The sequence below is a fragment of the Streptomyces sp. 184 genome (assembly GCF_045781775.1).
GTDB lineage: Bacteria > Actinomycetota > Actinomycetes > Streptomycetales > Streptomycetaceae > Streptomyces.
In genome coordinates, this window is record NZ_CP123230.1 from 767,612 (window position 1) to 784,075 (window position 16,464).

Genomic DNA, 16,464 nt, shown 5'->3' on the forward strand with positions numbered 1-16,464 from the left:
CCGTCACGGAGCCCGAGAAGGCACCGGAGAAGGCTGCCGCACCGGAGAACATGGTCACGCTGACGATCGACGGCGTCGAGGTCAGCGTGCCCAAGGGCACCCTGGTCATCCGGGCCGCCGAGCAGCTCGGCATCGAGGTCCCCCGGTTCTGCGACCACCCGCTGCTCGACCCGGTCGGCGCCTGCCGGCAGTGCATCGTCGAGATCGAGGGCCAGCGCAAGCCGTCGGCGTCCTGCACCATCACCTGTACCGACGGGATGGTGGTCAAGACCCAGCTCACCTCCGACGTCGCCGAGAAGTCGCAGCGCGGCGTGATGGAGCTGCTGCTCATCAACCACCCGCTGGACTGCCCGGTCTGCGACAAGGGCGGCGAGTGCCCCCTCCAGAACCAGGCGATGTCCAACGGGCAGGCCGAGAGCCGCTTCGACGGCCAGAAGCGCACCTTCGAAAAGCCCGTGCCGATCTCGGCGCAGGTGCTGCTCGACCGCGAGCGCTGCGTGCTCTGCGCCCGCTGCACCCGGTTCTCCAACCAGGTCGCGGGCGACCCGATGATCGAGCTGCTGGAGCGCGGCGCCCTCCAGCAGGTCGGTACGGGCGAGGGCGTGCCCTTCGAGTCGTACTTCTCCGGCAACACCATCCAGATCTGCCCGGTCGGCGCGCTCACCTCGAAGATGTACCGCTTCCGCTCGCGCCCCTTCGACCTGGTGTCCTCGCCGACGGTCTGCGAGCACTGCGCCGGCGGCTGCGCCACCCGCACCGACCACCGCCGCGGCAAGGTCATGCGCCGGCTCGCCGCCAACGACCCCGAGGTCAACGAGGAGTGGATGTGCGACAAGGGCCGCTTCGGCTTCCGCTACGCACAGCTCCCCGACCGGCTCACCCAGCCGCTGGTCCGCGACGAGAACGGTGAACTCCAGCCGGCGAGCTGGCCCGAGGCGCTGCGCGCCGCGGCCGCCGGCCTGGCGGCGGCCCGCGGGCGCGCCGGGGTGCTCACCGGCGGGCGGCTGACGCTGGAGGACTCGTACGCCTACGCGAAGTTCGCGCGCGCCGCGCTCGGCACCAACGACATCGACTTCCGTGCCCGGGTGCACAGCACCGAGGAGACCGAGTTCCTGGCCGCGCGGGTCGCGGGCAGCGGACGCGGCGTCACGTACGGCGCGCTGGAGAAGGCGCCCGCGGTGCTGCTCGCCGGCCTGGAGGCCGAGGAGGAGGCGCCCGGCGTCTTCCTCCGGCTGCGCAAGGCGTGGCGGAAGAGCGGCCTGAAGGTCTACGCGCTCGCCCCCTTCGCCACCCGCGGCCTGACGAAGGCCGGCGGCACGCTGCTGCCGGCCGCCCCCGGCACCGAGCCGAGCTGGCTCGACGCCCTCGGCTCCGGCGCCGGGCTCGGCGAGGACGGCAAGGCCGCGTCCGGCGCGCTGCGCCAGGAGGGCGCGGTGATCCTCGTCGGCGAGCGGCTGGCGGGCGTGCGCGGCGCGCTGTCCGCCGTGGTACGTACCGCGGAGGCCACCGGCGCCACCCTCGCCTGGATCCCGCGCCGCGCCGGTGAGCGCGGTGCGATCGAGGCCGGCGCGCTGCCCGGGATGCTGCCCGGCGGCCGGTCCGGCACCGACACCGAGGCCCGCCGCGAGACCGCCGCCGTGTGGGGCCTGGCCGAACTGCCGCCCCGGGCCGGCCGCGACACCGGCGAGATCCTCGACGCCGCGGCGGCCGGCGACCTCGGCGCGCTGCTCGTCGGCGGCGTCCAGCTCTCCGACCTGCCGGACCCGGCGAAGGCCCGCGAGGCGCTGGACCGGGCCGGGTTCGTGGTCAGCCTGGAGCAGCGGCCCAGCGAGGTCACCGAGCGGGCCGACGTGGTCTTCCCGGTCGCCGCGGTCGCCGAGAAGCAGGGCACGTACGTCAACTGGGAGGGCCGCGCCCGGCCGTTCGAGGCCGCGCTGAAGCCGGACCAGATGACCCGCCGGCTCGCGCCCGCGGACCAGCGGGTGCTGCACATGCTCGCCGACGCCCTCGACGTCCACCTCGGCCTGCCCGACGCCCGTACGGCACGGGCCGAGCTGGCCCGCCTCGGCATCCGCACCGGCGGCCTGCGCCCCACGCCGCCGGACGACCGCGCCGCGCCGCTGCCGCAGCCCGGCGCCGGCGAGGCGGTGCTCGCGGGCCACCGGCTGCTGCTGGACGAGGGCCGGCTCCAGGAGGGCGACGCCGCCCTGGCCGGCACCCGCCACGAGGCGGCGGCCCGGCTCTCGCCCGCCACCGCGGAGGCCACCGGCGTCGCCGACGGCGACGCGCTCGCCGTCACCGGCCCGGCCGGCACGGTGACGCTCCCGCTGCGGGTCACCGCGGAGCTGCCCGACCAGGTCGTCTGGCTGCCGCTCCAGTCGACGACCCCCGGCGTGGCGGCGGCGACGGGCGCGAACCCCGGCGACCTGGTCCAGGTCTCGGCTGTCTCCAAGGAGGTTCAGGCGTGACCACGCACCTCGCCGCTGAGGACCTCAGCTTCTTCGGGGGCGACCCCTGGTGGCTGATCCTGCTCAAGGCGGTCTTCTGCTTCGCGTTCCTGATGCTGACGGTCCTCATCTCGATCGTCTTCGAGCGCAAGGTCCTGGGCTGGATGCAGTTGCGCATCGGCCCGAACCGGCACGGCCCCTGGGGCCTGCTCCAGTCGCTCGCCGACGGCGTGAAGCTGATGCTCAAAGAGGACATCATCGTCAAGGGCGCCGACAAGTTCGTCTACATCCTGGCGCCGCTGCTGGCCGCGATCCCGGCGTTCATGGCCATCGCGGTCATCCCGTTCGGGCCGGCCGACAACCAGGTGTCGATCTTCGGCGAGCGCACCGCGCTCCAGCTCACCGACCTCCCGGTCGCCATGCTGTACGTGCTGGCCACCGCGTCCATCGCGGCGTACGGCGTCGTCCTCGCCGGCTGGGCGTCCAACTCGACGTACCCGCTGCTCGGCGGCGTCCGCGCGACGGCCCAGGTGATCTCGTACGAGGTCGCCATGGGCCTGTCCTTCGCGGCGGTGTTCCTCTACTCCGGGTCGCTGTCGACCTCGGAGATCGTCGCGGCGCAGGACGACCGCTGGTTCGCCGTCCTGCTGCCGGTGTCGTTCCTCGTCTTCCTCATCGCGATGGTCGGCGAGTCGCACCGGCTGCCCTTCGACATGCCGGAGTCCGAGGGCGACCTGGTCGCCGGGTACTCGACCGAGTACTCGTCGATCAAGTTCGCGATGTTCATGCTCTCCGAGTACGTGCACATGGTGACGCTGTCGGCCGTGGCCGTCACGCTCTTCCTCGGCGGCTGGCGCGCGCCCGCGCCGCTCAGCACCGTGTGGGAGGGCGCCAACCACGGCTGGTGGCCGATGCTGTGGTTCACCGGCAAGGTCGTCGTCTGCCTGTTCCTCTTCGTGTGGCTGCGCGGCACGCTCCCACGGGTGCGCTACGACCAGTTCATGAAGCTGGGCTGGAAGGTCCTCATCCCGGTCTCCATGGTGTGGCTGATGCTGGTCGCCACCGTCCGGGCGCTGCGCAACGAGGACGTGGACTTCACCGAGATCGTGCTCTACATCGCCGGCGGGCTGCTGGTGATCCTGCTGCTGTCCTTCGTCGTGGACATCTTCCGCGACCGCAAGGACAAGGAGGAGGCGGCCCGCGAGGCGGCCCGGCCCAAGCCGGAGTTCGACCCGACGGAGGGCGGCTACCCCGTGCCGCCGCTGCCCGGTCAGACCCTCCCGCCCGTGCCCCGCCGCCCCTCGCGCCGTGAGCGCGAGCTGGTGGGCACGAACGGTCCCGGAGGCGACACTGAGGAGGCCGACAATGGCTGACGAGAAGAAGGACAAGCAGGGGTTCGTCAACCCGGTGGCCGGCTTCGGCGTGACCTTCAAGGCCATGTTCAAGAAGCGGCTGACCGAGCAGTACCCCGAGTACAAGAAGCCGACGGCGCCCCGCTTCCACGGCCGCCACCAGCTCAACCGGCACCCGGACGGGCTGGAGAAGTGCATCGGCTGCGAGCTGTGCGCGTGGGCCTGTCCGGCGGACGCGATCTACGTCGAGGGCGCGGACAACACCGAGGAGGAGCGCTACTCGCCGGGTGAGCGCTACGGCCGCGTCTACCAGATCAACTACCTGCGCTGCATCCTGTGCGGGCTGTGCGTCGAGGCGTGCCCCACGCGGGCGCTGACCATGACCAACGAGTACGAACTGGCCGACCGCAGCCGCGAGTCCCTCATCTTCACCAAGGACGAGCTGCTCGCCGGCCTCCAGGAGGGCATGGTCGACTCGCCGCACGCCATCTACCCGGGGATGACGGAGAAGGACTACTACAGCGGCCTCGTCTCCGAAGCCGCCCCGGGTACGGAGCGCCAGGTGGCCGTCAGCAAGGGCGAGCCGGCGCCGGACCCGGAGCCGCACTCCGAAGGAGCCCAGGCATGAACGCCCTCGCCCAGGCCGGCTACACCACGTCCACCGGGGAGGCCACCCAGTTCTGGGTGCTGGCCATCTTCGCCGTCGCCGGTGCGCTGGGCACCGTGATGATGCGCAAGTCGGTGCACTCGGCGCTCTGCCTCGCCGGGACGATGGTGATCCTGGCGGTCTTCTACCTCGCCAACGGCGCGTACTTCCTCGGCGTCGTCCAGATCGTCGTCTACACCGGCGCGGTCATGATGCTCTTCCTCTTCGTGCTGATGCTCGTCGGCATCAGCGCGGCGGACTCGCTGAAGGAGACCATCAAGGGCCAGCGCTGGCTGGCGATGCTCTGCGGCATCGGCTTCGGCGTGCTGCTGATGGCCGGCATCGGCAACGCGAGCCTCAACAGCTTCGAGGGGCTTGAGGACGCCAACTCCGGCGGCAACGTCCACGGCCTCGCGGCGCTGATCTTCCGCGACTACGTCTTCGCCTTCGAGCTGACCGGCGCGCTGCTGATCACCGCCGCGGTGGCGGGCATGGTCCTCACCCACCGCGAGAAGACCGAGCCCACCCCGACCCAGCGCGAGCAGGCCGCGCAGCGCGTACGCGACGGCGTCCAGGTGCCGCCGATGCCCGCGCCCGGCGTCTACGCCCGCCACAACGCGGTGGACATCCCGGGCCTGCTGCCCGACGGCACGCCGTCCGAGCTGACCGTCAACCGCACGCTGCGCGACCGCAACCAGATCCGGGACGTCTCCGCGCAGGCGCTGGCGGATCTCGCCGCGATCGAGCAGCGCACCGCCGACTACCAGGGCAAGGCCCTGGAGCCGGACACCGGCGGCGACGGCGGCCGGGACGCCGTCGGCGGGGAAGGTGCCGTCAGCGCGAACGCCGGCGGCAAGGCCGGAAAGGGAGAAGGCGAGTGAACCCGGTCAACTACCTGTATCTCTCCGCGCTGCTGTTCACCATCGGCGCGGCCGGGGTGCTCATCAGGCGGAACGCCATCGTGGTGTTCATGTGCATCGAGCTGATGCTGAACGCCTGCAACCTGGCGCTGATCACGTTCTCCCGGATGCACGGGAACCTCGACGGCCAGATCGTCGCCTTCTTCACCATGGTCGTCGCCGCCGCGGAGGTCGTGGTCGGCCTGGCGATCATCGTGTCGTTCTACCGCTCCCGCCACTCGGCCTCGGTCGACGACGCCGCTTTGATGAAGCTGTAAGGGGACGCACCAGTGGAGTCACTCATCGGATTGCTCGTCGCGGCGCCGCTTCTCGGCGCGGCGGTGCTGCTCTGCGGCGGGCGGAGGCTGGATCGTACGGGCCACTGGCTCGGTACGGCGCTGGCCTTCACCTCCTTCGTCCTCGGCCTGGTCCTCTTCGCCGACATGCTCGGCAAGGACGGCGAGGAGCGGGCACTGCACAGCCACCTCTTCACCTGGATTCCGGTCGAGGGGTTCCAGGCGGACGCGGCGTTCCAGCTCGACCAGCTCTCGATGACGTTCGTGCTGCTGATCACCGGCGTCGGCTCGCTCATCCACCTGTACTCCGTGGGCTACATGGAGCACGACGAGCGCCGCCGCCGGTTCTTCGGCTATCTGAACCTCTTCCTCGCGGCGATGCTGCTGCTGGTCCTCGCGGACAACTTCCTGCTGCTGTACGTCGGCTGGGAGGGCGTCGGCCTCGCCTCGTACCTGCTGATCGGCTTCTGGCAGCACAAGCCGAGCGCGGCGACGGCGGCGAAGAAGGCGTTCATCGTCAACCGCGTCGGCGACGTCGGCCTGTCCATCGCGATCATGCTGCTGTTCGTCACCTTCGGCACCTTCGCCTTCGAGCCGGTGATGAACTCGGTCGGCGAGACCGGCGAGGGCAAGCTGACGGCGATCGGGCTGATGCTGCTGCTGGCGGCGTGCGGCAAGTCGGCGCAGGTGCCGCTCCAGTCCTGGCTGGGCGACGCGATGGAGGGCCCCACACCGGTCTCCGCGCTGATCCACGCGGCGACGATGGTGACCGCCGGCGTCTACCTGATCGTCCGCTCCGGCGCGATCTTCGACGCGGCGCCGGACGCGCAGCTCGTCGTCACGGTCGTCGGCGCGGTCACGCTGCTGTTCGGTGCGATCGTCGGTTGCGCCAAGGACGACATCAAGAAGGCGCTGGCCGGCTCGACGATGTCGCAGATCGGCTACATGATCCTGGCCGCCGGGCTCGGCCCGATCGGCTACGCCTTCGCGATCATGCACCTGGTGACGCACGGCTTCTTCAAGGCCGGGCTGTTCCTCGGCGCGGGCTCCGTCATGCACGGCATGAACGACGAGGTCGACATGCGCAAGTACGGGGGCCTCAGGAAGTACATGCCGGTCACGTTCGTCACGTTCGGCCTCGGCTATCTGGCGATCATCGGCTTCCCGGGGCTCTCCGGCTTCTTCTCCAAGGACGCCATCATCGAGGCCGCGTTCGCCAAGGGCGGTACGCAGGGCTGGATCCTGGGCGGCGTGGCGCTGCTGGGCGCGGCGATCACCGCGTACTACATGACGCGCGTGATGCTCATGACGTTCTTCGGTGAGAAGCGCTGGGAGCCGGACGCCAACGGCAACGAGCCGCACCCGCACGAGTCGCCGAAGTCGATGACGATCCCGATGATCGTGCTGGCCGTCGGCTCGGTCGGCGCGGGCGCGTTCTTCGACATCGGCGAGCGGTTCGTGCACTGGCTGGAGCCGGTCACCGGCTTCGAGCACGGGCACCTGCCGGACGGCCTGAGCGTCGCCATGGTCACCGGCGCCACCGTCACCTGCATGGTGATCGGCGTCGGCGCCGCCTGGCTCCAGTACGGCCGCCGCCCGGTTCCCGCCGCGGCACCCCGCGGCTCCCTGCTCACCCGCGCCGCCCGGCGCGACCTGCTACAGGACGACTTCAACCACGTGGCACTGGTCAAGCCCGGCGAGTACCTGACCCGCGGCCTGGTCTACCTGGACCACAAGCTGGTCGACGGCATCGTCAACGGAACCGCGGCGGCGTTCGGCGGGCTCTCCGCCCGGATGCGGCGGATCCAGAACGGCTACGCCCGCAGTTACGCGGTCTCGATGTTCGGGGGCGCGGTGGTCCTCATTGCCGCCACCCTGCTGATGAGGGCGGTCTGAACCCATGGCTGATTCTTCCTTCCCGCTGCTGACGCTCACCGCGGCGGTCCCGGCCGTGGGCGCGATCGCCACCGCCGCCGTGCCCGCGGCCAAGCGCGAGCTGTCCAAGTGGCTCGCCCTGGGCGTGTCGCTGGTGACGCTGGTGCTGGCCGCGGTGATCGCGGTCCGGTTCGACCCGAACGGCGACCGCTTCCAGCTCACCGAGTCGCGGGCGTGGATCGCCGACTTCGGGGTGCGCTACGAGCTGGGGGTCGACGGCATCGCCGTCGTGCTGGTGGCGCTGACGGCGCTGCTCATCCCGTTCGTGATCCTCGCCGGCTGGCGCGACGCGGACCCGGTGGAGACGAAGTCCTCGCGCTGGCGCCCCACCCAGGGCTTCTTCGCGCTGATCCTGGCCGTCGAAGCGATGGTGATCATCAGCTTCCTGGCCACGGACATCTTCCTCTTCTACATCTTCTTCGAAGCCATGCTCATCCCGATGTACTTCCTCATCGGCGGCTTCGGGGACAAGGCGCACCAGCACGGCGAGGAGGAGGCGGCACGGCAGCGCTCGTACGCCGCCGTGAAGTTCCTGCTGTACAACCTGGCCGGCGGCCTGATCATGCTGGCCGCGGTCATCGGTCTCTTCGTCGTCACCAACGACCAACTGGGCGCGGGCACGTTCTCGCTCCAGGAGATCCTCCAGGCGCGCGGCAACGGCGAGCTGGAGATGTCGACGAACACCGAGCGGCTGCTCTTCCTCGGCTTCTTCTTCGCCTTCGCCGTCAAGGCGCCGCTGTGGCCGCTGCACACCTGGCTGCCCAACGCCATGGGCGAGTCCACCCCGCCGGTCGCCGTGCTCATCACCGCGGTGGTCGACAAGGTCGGCACGTTCGCCATGCTCCGCTTCTGCCTCGGGCTCTTCCCCGAGGCGAGCGACTGGGCGACGCCGGTGGTGCTGGTGCTCGCGCTGGTGAGCATCCTGTACGGCGCGCTGCTCGCGATCGGGCAGCGGGACATGAAGCGGCTGATCGCGTACGCCTCGATCTCCCACTTCGGCTTCATCGTGCTGGGGATCTTCGCGATGACCAGCCAGGGCCACACCGGCGCGACGCTGTACATGGTCAACCACGGCATCTCCACCGCCCTGCTGATGCTGGTGGCCGGGTTCCTCATCTCCCGGCGCGGCTCGCGGCTCATCGCCGACTACGGCGGCGTGCAGAAGGTGGCGCCGGTGCTGGCCGGCACGTTCCTGATCGGCGGTCTTGCCACGCTGTCGCTGCCGGGTCTGGCGCCGTTCGTGAGCGAGTTCCTGGTGCTGGTGGGCACGTTCACCCGCTACCCGGTGATCGGCATCATCGCCACGGTGGGCATCGTGCTGGCCGCGATCTACGTCCTCGTGCTGTACCAGCGGACGATGACGGGGCCGGTCGCCGAGAAGGTGGCCAAGCTGCCCGACCTGCGGGTGCGCGAGGTGCTGGTGGTGGCGCCGCTGATCGCGCTGCTCATCGGCCTGGGCGTGTACCCGAAGCCGCTCACCGAGATCGTCAACCCGGCGGTCGAGCACACCATGTCCGACGTGCAGAAGTCCGACCCGGAGCCCGATGTGAACCCTGTGGAGGCCACGCATGAGTAGGGGTGTCCACAGCCTGTGGATGGCGCAGGAGAACGTCGACAAGATCAAAGCGCCGCACATCGAGTACGACCTGCTGGCGCCCACGCTGATCGTGATCGGCGCGGCCGTGCTGGGCGTCGCCGTCGAGGCGTTCGTCCCCCGGCGGCACCGGTACGTCGTGCAGGTCGGGCTCGCCGTGCTCGCCATGGCCGCCGCGTTCGGCGCGGTCATCGCCCTGGCCGCGACCGGCCACGGCACCGACGAGTCGCAGACCGCGGCGATGGGGGCGCTGGCCGTCGACGGCCCGGCGCTCTTCCTCCAGGGCGTCATCCTGCTGGTGGGCGTGCTCGCGGCGTTCACCTTCGCCGAGCGCCGGCTGGACCCGGTCGCGCACGGCAAGCAGGTCGACTCCTTCGCCGCGGAGGCCGCGGCCGTGCCCGGCGGCAAGGGGGAGCAGGACGCGGTCAAGGCGGGGTTCACCACCACCGAGGTGTTCCCGCTGCTGATGTTCGCGACCGGCGGCATGCTCATCTTCCCCGCCGCGAACGACCTGCTGACGCTCTTCATCGCGCTGGAGGTCTTCTCCCTGCCGCTGTACCTGCTCTGCGCCGTCGCCCGCCGCAAGCGGCTGATGTCGCAGGAGGCGGCGGTCAAGTACTTCCTGCTCGGCGCCTTCTCGTCGGCGTTCCTGCTCTTCGGTATCGCGCTGCTGTACGGCTACTCGGGCAGCGTGAAGTACGCCGAGATCGCCGACGTCGTCGCGGGCAACCCGCAGAACATGACGCCGGCGCTCGCCGACACCATGGGCAACGACGCGCTGCTGCTCATCGGCGGTGCGATGGTGCTGCTCGGACTGCTGTTCAAGGTCGGCGCCGTCCCGTTCCACATGTGGACCCCGGACGTCTACCAGGGCGCCCCGACGCCCGTCACCGGCTACATGGCCGCGGCCACGAAGGTCGCCGCGTTCGGCGCGCTGCTGCGGCTGCTGTACGTCGTGCTGCCGGGCATGAAGTGGGACTGGCGGCCGGTGATGTGGGGCGTCGCGATCATCACGATGGTCATCGGCGCGATCCTCGCGATCACCCAGACCGACGTGAAGCGGCTGCTGGCGTACTCCTCGATCGCGCACGCCGGGTTCATCCTCGCGGGTGTCACCGCGGCCAACGAGGAGGGCATCTCCTCGGTGCTCTTCTACCTGGCCGCGTACGCCTTCGTGACGCTCGGCGCGTTCGCCGTCGTCACGCTGGTGCGTGACGCGGGCGGCGAGGCCACGCACCTGTCCAAGTGGGCGGGGCTCGGCCGGCGTTCGCCGCTGGTCGCGACGGTCTTCGCGGTGTTCCTGCTGGCGTTCGCGGGCATCCCGCTGACCAGCGGCTTCGCCGGGAAGTTCGCGGTGTTCAAGGCGGCGGCGGAGGGCGGCGCGACGCCGCTGGTCGTCGTCGGCGTCATCGCCTCGGCCATCGCCGCGTTCTTCTACGTCCGGGTCATCGTGCTGATGTTCTTCAGCGAGCCGCGGGCGGACGGCCCGGCGGTGACGGTGCCGAGCGCCTTCACCGTCACCACCATCGCCGTCGGCCTGGCCGCGACCCTGGTGCTGGGCGTGGCGCCGCAGTACTTCCTGGATCTGGCCGGGAGCGCGGGAGTGTTCGTCCGCTGAGCGCGGGTCCGGGGGCCGCGCCCCCGGACCCGGAGCCGCCTAGGCCTGTTGCGGGGTCCAGCCGGTGGGCTGCACCTGGCCGTGGACCCCGCCGAGGCCGATGCGCACGCCGTCCGGGCCGGGCGCCCAACCGTCGATCTCGACGACGTCCCCGTCCGCCAGCCACGGGCCCTTGCCCTTCGTCAGCTCCAGCAGCGAGCCCACCTGGTCCTGCTCGGGCCCGCTGACGGTGCCGGAGGCGTAGAGGTCACCGGTGCGTACGGAGGCGCCGTTGACGGTCATGTGGGCCAACTGCTGCGCCGCGGTCCAGTACATCGCGGCGAACGGCGGCCGGGAGACGGTCTCCCCGTTGATCCGTACCTCAAGGCGCAGGTCGTAGCCGTCGGGCTGCGCGTCCGCGCCGGTGTCGTCGAGGTACGGCAGCAGCGGGTGCGTACGCTCCGGCGGCGCGGTGCGGGCGGCCTCCAGGGCGTCGAGGGGCGTGATCCAGGTGCCGATGGACGTGGCGAAGGACTTGGCCTGGTGCGGGCCGAGGGGGCGCTGCTCCCAGGGCTGGACGTCGCGCGCGGACCAGTCGTTGACCAGGCAGACCCCGAAGACGTGGTCGCGGAACGCGGTACGGGGCACGGGCGTTCCCATCCGCGACGGCACCCCGACGACGAAGCCCACCTCGGCCTCGATGTCGAGGCGGATGCTCGGCCCGAATGCAGGGCCGGGCAGGGCGGGAGAAGCAGGGCCGGGCCGGGCGGGAGAAGGCACCTCCGCCGCGGGGTCGTCGGCGGCGCGCTTGCGCTGGCCCGCGGGGCGTACGACGGGCGTGCCCGCCGGGACGACGGTGCCGGACCGGCCGTGGTAGCCGATGGGCAGGTGCTTCCAGTTGGGCGTCAGCGGCTCCTCGCCGGGGCGGAAGATGCGGCCGACGTTGGCGGCGTGGTGCTCGCTGGAGTAGAAGTCGACGTAGTCGCCGACCTCGAACGGCATGTGCATCGCGACCCGGTCCAGCGCGTGCAGGTGCGGCTCGACGGCGGCGCGGTGCGCGGGGTCGGTCAGCCAGGCGGTCACCTCGGCCCGTACCGACTGCCACACCGGCCGGCCCGCGGCCATCAGCGGCGCCAGCGTCGGGGCGGCGAGCAGCGCGGCGTGCGGGGAGCCGAGTGCCGCCGCCACGGCGGCGGTGTCCAGGACGGCTTCGCCGTAGCGCACACCGACGCGGGGGTTTGTGTCGGCGTGCGTGGAGAAGAGACCGTACGGAAGGTTGTGCGGCCCGAAGGGATCGCCTTCTGGCACGTCGAGCGGGCTGTGCTCGGGCATCGCGGAGTCCTGCCTCATCGTGGTCGGCGGGCTGGGGACCTCAGGTTACGACCCCCAGGTCGGCCTAGGGGAAGCCGCCCGACGTGATCGTCGCGTGACCGGCTACGCTGCGAACGTGGTGCATGGTGGTTGCTAACGACACATCGACAATCTGTTCCACGTGAACGTCTTCAGACAGGAGGAGCCCTCGTGACCGTGGTCGCGCCCTTGGGGCTCAGCGTTCAGGACCGAGCCTTGGAAGCCGATGTCGAGGCCGGCCTCGCGGCCGTCGAAGAGGGCCTCCTTGAGGCCACGAAGAGCGATGTGCCGTTCATCACCGAGGCCGCGCGGCATCTCGTCCGCGCCGGCGGCAAGAGATTCCGCCCCCTGCTGGTCATGCTCGCCGCGCAGTTCGGAGACCCGCACGCGCCGGGCGTCGCACCCTCGGGCGTCGTCGTCGAGCTGACCCACCTGGCCACGCTCTACCACGACGACGTGATGGACGAGGCGGCCGTACGCCGGGGCGTCCCCAGCGCCAACAGCCGCTGGGCCAACTCCGTCGCCGTGCTCACCGGCGACTTCCTCTTCGCCCGCGCCTCGCGGCTCCTCGCCGACCTCGGCCCCGAGATGGTCCGGATCCAGGCCCAGGCGTTCGAGCGGCTGGTCACCGGCCAGATCCTGGAGACCGCGGGCCCCACCGAGGGCCGCGACCCCGTCGACCACTACCTGGACGTCCTCGCCGGCAAGACCGGCTCGCTGATCGCCGTCTCCGGCCGCTTCGGCGCGCTGACGGCGGGCGCGGACGAGTCGGTGGTGGAGGTGCTGACGCAGTACGGCGAGCGCATCGGCATCGCCTTCCAGCTCGCGGACGACCTGCTCGACATCACCAGCGACGGCGAGGAGTCCGGGAAGACCCCGGGCACGGATCTGCGCGAGGGGGTGGCGACGCTGCCGGTGCTGCACCTGCGCGCCGCCGCCCAGCGGTACCGGCGGCCGGCGGACCTGGAGCTGGCCGCGCTGCTCGCCGACGACCTGACGGACGACTCGCGGCACGCGGAGGCCCTGGCCCGGCTGCGGATCCACCCGGCGGTGGAGCAGGCCAGGCGGGACACCGTGCGGTACGCGGCGGAGGCGCGGGCGATCCTGACGTCGCTGCCGGCCTGCCCGGCGCGGGCGGCGCTGGAGGGGCTGTGCGACGCGGTGGTGGACCGCGCGGGGTAGCGGTGCGGGCCGGTCGGGGCGTTCCTCCCGTGGCCGGCAACCGGATGGCCCGTACACCGATCAGGGTGAACCCCCCTCTCGGGGCCGATGCCGTCATACGACAGGAGTAAGCCAAGCTGCGCCCATGGGCTGACGCCCCGGGCCGCCGGGTTTGTTGTCATGGATGGGAAGCCCCGTACGGCACATCGGGTGACAATGGCCCGAAGGGGCGGACGAGTGCGACGCAGCGAATGATTTTCCGCGAAACACCGCGGATACGGAGGTACTTCCCATGGCACTGATCCCACCGGAGCGACCCGCCGACGAGGCCGAGGACCGCGCAGCGGAACTCACCGCGGCCCGGCGCAGAAAGGCGGTGCGATACGGGGTGCCTCTGGGCATCGCGGGACTTGCCGCCGCCACCATCGGCCTGGTGCCCGCGCTCGCCCAGGACGACGGCCCGAGCACGGCCGACGTGACGGCCGAGGAGCTGATAGCCAAGGCGCTGGCCTCGGAGGTCGAGTCGGTCGACGGCACGGTGAAGGTCAGCACCGACCTGGGCCTGCCGTCGCTGCCCTTCGGCGGCGGCGGCGAGGGCGCGGACCTCTCGCGGCTGCTCGCCGGCGACACCAAGCTGCACGTCGCGGCCGACGGCCCGGAGAAGCAGCGGGTCACGCTCGCCGGGTCTGACGGCGACCACACGGTCGTGCACAACGGCAAGGACGTGTGGACGTTCGGCGGCGACACGGACGAGGTCTACCACTCGACCGTGCCGAAGGACGGCGGCAAGGACGCTTCGAAGGACGCGAAGCACGACGGCTTCGCCCTCCCGAAGGACCTGGAGGACGCCACCCCGCAGGAGCTGGCGGAGCGGCTGCTGAAGGCCGCGGACGACACCACGGACGTGGAGGTCGCCGGCACGGCGCAGGTGGCCGGGCAGGACGCGTACGAGCTGAGGCTCACGCCGAAGCAGGACGAGTCGACGGTCAGGGACGTCACGGTCGCGGTGGACGCCGACAACGGCGTGCCGCTGCGGGTGGCGCTGACCGCGGACGACGGCAAGGCCGTGGTGGACGTCGGCTTCACGAAGGTCGACTTCAACAAGCCGGACGCGGACCTGTTCGCGCCGCCGGCGGGCGCCGAGGTGACGGAGAGGGACCTCGGCGAGGGCCTCGGCGGCTTCGGTGAGGGCTTCGGCGGCGGCTTCGGCAAGGACGCCGGCGGCTGGGGCGGCGACTGGGACAAGGGCGACAAGGGCCACAACGGCGACAAGCGCCACAACGGCGACGCGCTCTCCGGCCTGGAGGACGTCAAGGTCCACGGCGAGGGCTGGGGCTCGATCGCCGAGATCCCGCTGCCCGGCGACGCGCTGGGCGAGGACGGGGTCGGGGCCGCCCTCGACTTCTTCACCGACAAGACGGACGCCGGCCGGGTCTTCGAGAGCCGGCTGGTCAACGTGCTGATCACGGACGACAGGGTCTACGTCGGCGCCGTCACCCCGGAGGCCCTCCAGGCCGCCGCGGACTGACGCCCGCCCGCCCCTCGGGGCCGCTCAAGGCCGCCGCGCGCCTCCGCCCGCGGCGGCCTTCGCGCGTTCCCGTCAGTGCACACAGAACTCGTTCCCCTCCGGGTCGGTCATCACGGTCCACTCGCCGCCCTGCTCCCTGACGTGCCGTACGATCTCGGCGCCCAGCTCCGCCAGCCGGACCGTCTCCTCCCCGCGCCGCCCGGCCTCGGGGTGGAGGTCCAGGTGCAGGCGGTTCTTGGCCGCGGGCTTGGGCTCGGGGACCTGGTTGAAGAGCAGCCGCCGGCCCAGGCCGGCGCCGGAGGCGGGGTCGAACGGGTCGTCGGGGTGCCGGACGGCGGCGGCGGTGCGCCAGGCGTGGCGGTCGTGGTGCCGGGTCAGCACGTCCTCGGGGATGGCGCCGGCGGTGAGGAGCTGCTCGATGAGCGGGCTGTTGTCCTCGACCTCGTAGCCGAGGGCGGCGGCCCAGAAGTCGGCCTGGGCGTGCGGGTCGGTGGCGTCGATGACGACTTTCCAGTGCGTGGGAACCATGTACCGGTTATACTGGTTACATGGTGGACGAGGCAAGCAACCGCGCCCCGGGCATCGACATGCGCCCCCCGGACGGCCAGGTCTTCCGCTTCGACCCGGGCGCGCTCAGCCTGGAGTTGCTGACGACGGGCGGCCCGGGCGCCTTCGCGCGGTACGAGGTGCTGCACACCCCCGCGGACGTAGCGGCCTGGGCCACGGCCAGCAGGCTGCGCCCGGCACCGGAGCTGACGGTCGCGGACGCCGACGTGGCGGCCGTGCGCCACCTGCGCGACGCCCTCTTCCGCCTCACCCGGGCCCGCGCCCACGCCGCCCCCCTCCCCACCGCCGACCTGGCCACCCTCAACGCCGCCGCGGCCGAACCCCCGCTGGCCCCCCGCCTCACCCCCGACGGCACCCCGGCCTGGTCCCCGCACCCCGCAACGACGGCCCGGCTCCTCTCCACGGTCGCCCGCGACGCGGTGGACCTCTTCTCGGGCCCGTACGCCCACCGCATCCGCGAATGCGCCGGCGACCGCTGCTACCTCCTCTTCGCGGACACCTCCCGCCCGGGCCGCCGCCGCTGGTGCTCCATGGACCGCTGCGGCAACCGCCACAAGGCCCGCACCCTCAGAGCCCGCCGCGAAGCCGACCACCCCTGACGGCGGGCCCGCGCCCCGCCTCGTCGAAAGGACGTGCATGAAGCGAATCGTGGCCAGGGCGTGGAAGCTCATGCGCGGCTCCCTGCAATGGCGCGTCCTGTGGTTCACGCAGGCCAAGTTCATGATCGGCGTGACGGGCGTGGTGAGGAACGAGCAGGGGCAGGTCCTGCTGCTCAAGCACCGCCTGTGGCCCGACGCCCGGCCCTGGGGGCTGCCGACCGGGTTCGCGGTCAAGGGCGAGGAGTTCCCGCAGACCGTCGTCCGCGAGGTGCGGGAGGAGACCGGTCTTGAGGTCGTGCCCGGGCGGCTGGTCCAGGTGACCAGCGGCTACCGGCTCCGCGCGGAGATCGCCTACGAGGCGCTCTGTGTGGGCGGGACGCTGAAGCTCGACGCCTTCGAGATTCTGGCGGCGGAGTGGTTCAGCCCGGACGCGCTCCCGGAGGGACTCCAGGAGGCCCACGCCCGGCTCATCAGGACGGGCGCGCAGAGCTGA

General features: G+C 71.6%; 14 protein-coding genes. 12 read left to right on the forward strand and 2 right to left on the reverse strand.

Annotation, left to right across the window (positions count from 1 at the left end; genetic code table 11):
* Window positions 1-50: 50 nt before the first annotated feature.
* The 8 genes from QBL21_RS03320 to nuoN are packed head-to-tail and all read left to right on the forward strand — an operon-like array spanning window position 51 to window position 10,787.
* Window positions 51-2,468, forward strand: coding sequence for an NADH-quinone oxidoreductase subunit G (locus QBL21_RS03320; RefSeq protein WP_407566285.1), 2,418 nt, complete (start codon window positions 51-53; stop codon window positions 2,466-2,468).
* Window positions 2,465-3,820, forward strand: coding sequence for an NADH-quinone oxidoreductase subunit NuoH (gene nuoH, locus QBL21_RS03325; RefSeq protein ID WP_407560462.1), 1,356 nt, complete (start codon window positions 2,465-2,467; stop codon window positions 3,818-3,820). The genes QBL21_RS03320 and nuoH overlap by 4 nt, the downstream gene beginning before the upstream one ends.
* Window positions 3,813-4,427 carry an NADH-quinone oxidoreductase subunit NuoI gene (gene nuoI / locus QBL21_RS03330; protein WP_407560463.1) on the forward strand — a complete coding sequence of 205 codons (615 nt, stop codon included), beginning with the start codon at window positions 3,813-3,815 and terminating at the stop codon, window positions 4,425-4,427. Before nuoH ends, nuoI begins: the two co-directional genes overlap by 8 nt.
* Window positions 4,424-5,326 carry an NADH-quinone oxidoreductase subunit J gene (locus QBL21_RS03335; RefSeq protein ID WP_407560464.1) on the forward strand — a complete coding sequence of 301 codons (903 nt, stop codon included), beginning with the start codon at window positions 4,424-4,426 and terminating at the stop codon, window positions 5,324-5,326. Before nuoI ends, QBL21_RS03335 begins: the two co-directional genes overlap by 4 nt.
* Window positions 5,323-5,622 (forward strand): NADH-quinone oxidoreductase subunit NuoK, encoded by a 300-nt coding sequence (gene nuoK, locus QBL21_RS03340; protein ID WP_347580120.1) that lies wholly within the window; start codon window positions 5,323-5,325, stop codon window positions 5,620-5,622. The genes QBL21_RS03335 and nuoK overlap by 4 nt, the downstream gene beginning before the upstream one ends.
* Before the next feature lie 12 nt (window positions 5,623-5,634).
* Entirely contained in the window at window positions 5,635-7,536 is a 1,902-nt protein-coding gene (gene nuoL, locus QBL21_RS03345; protein WP_407560465.1) for an NADH-quinone oxidoreductase subunit L, read from the forward strand.
* A gap of 4 nt (window positions 7,537-7,540) precedes the next feature.
* The gene (locus tag QBL21_RS03350) at window positions 7,541-9,151 is read left to right on the forward strand and encodes an NADH-quinone oxidoreductase subunit M (protein WP_407560466.1); all 1,611 of its coding nucleotides are present in this window, start codon (window positions 7,541-7,543) and stop codon (window positions 9,149-9,151) included.
* Window positions 9,144-10,787, forward strand: coding sequence for an NADH-quinone oxidoreductase subunit NuoN (gene nuoN, locus QBL21_RS03355; protein ID WP_407560467.1), 1,644 nt, complete (start codon window positions 9,144-9,146; stop codon window positions 10,785-10,787). The genes QBL21_RS03350 and nuoN overlap by 8 nt, the downstream gene beginning before the upstream one ends.
* A 39-nt stretch (window positions 10,788-10,826) precedes the next feature.
* On the opposite strand, the gene QBL21_RS03360 is transcribed toward nuoN, so the two are convergent.
* Complete coding sequence (locus QBL21_RS03360; protein ID WP_407560468.1) at window positions 10,827-12,098, reverse strand: fumarylacetoacetate hydrolase family protein; 1,272 nt, start codon at window positions 12,096-12,098, stop codon at window positions 10,827-10,829.
* A gap of 189 nt (window positions 12,099-12,287) precedes the next feature.
* Between QBL21_RS03360 and QBL21_RS03365 the strand changes: the two genes are divergently transcribed.
* Together QBL21_RS03365 and QBL21_RS03370 are read left to right on the forward strand one after the other, a co-directional pair.
* The gene (locus QBL21_RS03365; RefSeq protein ID WP_407560469.1) at window positions 12,288-13,298 is read left to right on the forward strand and encodes a polyprenyl synthetase family protein; all 1,011 of its coding nucleotides are present in this window, start codon (window positions 12,288-12,290) and stop codon (window positions 13,296-13,298) included.
* Between the two features lie 271 nt (window positions 13,299-13,569).
* Window positions 13,570-14,805, forward strand: coding sequence for a LolA family protein (locus QBL21_RS03370; protein WP_407560470.1), 1,236 nt, complete (start codon window positions 13,570-13,572; stop codon window positions 14,803-14,805).
* Window positions 14,806-14,877: 72 nt separating this feature from the next.
* Here the strand turns inward: QBL21_RS03370 and QBL21_RS03375 are convergent, their stop codons facing one another.
* Window positions 14,878-15,333, reverse strand: coding sequence for a VOC family protein (locus QBL21_RS03375; protein WP_407560471.1), 456 nt, complete (start codon window positions 15,331-15,333; stop codon window positions 14,878-14,880).
* Between the two features lie 20 nt (window positions 15,334-15,353).
* Between QBL21_RS03375 and QBL21_RS03380 the strand changes: the two genes are divergently transcribed.
* Entirely contained in the window at window positions 15,354-15,971 is a 618-nt protein-coding gene (locus tag QBL21_RS03380; RefSeq protein ID WP_407560472.1) for a CGNR zinc finger domain-containing protein, read from the forward strand.
* Between the two features lie 37 nt (window positions 15,972-16,008).
* Window positions 16,009-16,464: an NUDIX domain-containing protein gene (locus QBL21_RS03385; protein WP_407560473.1), complete on the forward strand. Its 456-nt coding sequence runs from the start codon at window positions 16,009-16,011 to the stop codon at window positions 16,462-16,464.

Coding starts and splice junctions, on each gene's coding strand:
- QBL21_RS03320 (WP_407566285.1), top strand. CDS start 51: ATGGTCACGCTGACGATCGACGGCGTCGAGGTCAGCGTGCCCAAGGGC.
- nuoI (WP_407560463.1), top strand. CDS start 3,813: ATGGCTGACGAGAAGAAGGACAAGCAGGGGTTCGTCAACCCGGTGGCC.
- QBL21_RS03335 (WP_407560464.1), top strand. CDS start 4,424: ATGAACGCCCTCGCCCAGGCCGGCTACACCACGTCCACCGGGGAGGCC.
- QBL21_RS03350 (WP_407560466.1), top strand. CDS start 7,541: ATGGCTGATTCTTCCTTCCCGCTGCTGACGCTCACCGCGGCGGTCCCG.
- nuoN (WP_407560467.1), top strand. CDS start 9,144: ATGAGTAGGGGTGTCCACAGCCTGTGGATGGCGCAGGAGAACGTCGAC.
- QBL21_RS03360 (WP_407560468.1), bottom strand. CDS start 12,098: ATGCCCGAGCACAGCCCGCTCGACGTGCCAGAAGGCGATCCCTTCGGG.
- QBL21_RS03370 (WP_407560470.1), top strand. CDS start 13,570: ATGGCACTGATCCCACCGGAGCGACCCGCCGACGAGGCCGAGGACCGC.
- QBL21_RS03375 (WP_407560471.1), bottom strand. CDS start 15,333: ATGGTTCCCACGCACTGGAAAGTCGTCATCGACGCCACCGACCCGCAC.
- QBL21_RS03380 (WP_407560472.1), top strand. CDS start 15,354: ATGGTGGACGAGGCAAGCAACCGCGCCCCGGGCATCGACATGCGCCCC.
- QBL21_RS03385 (WP_407560473.1), top strand. CDS start 16,009: ATGAAGCGAATCGTGGCCAGGGCGTGGAAGCTCATGCGCGGCTCCCTG.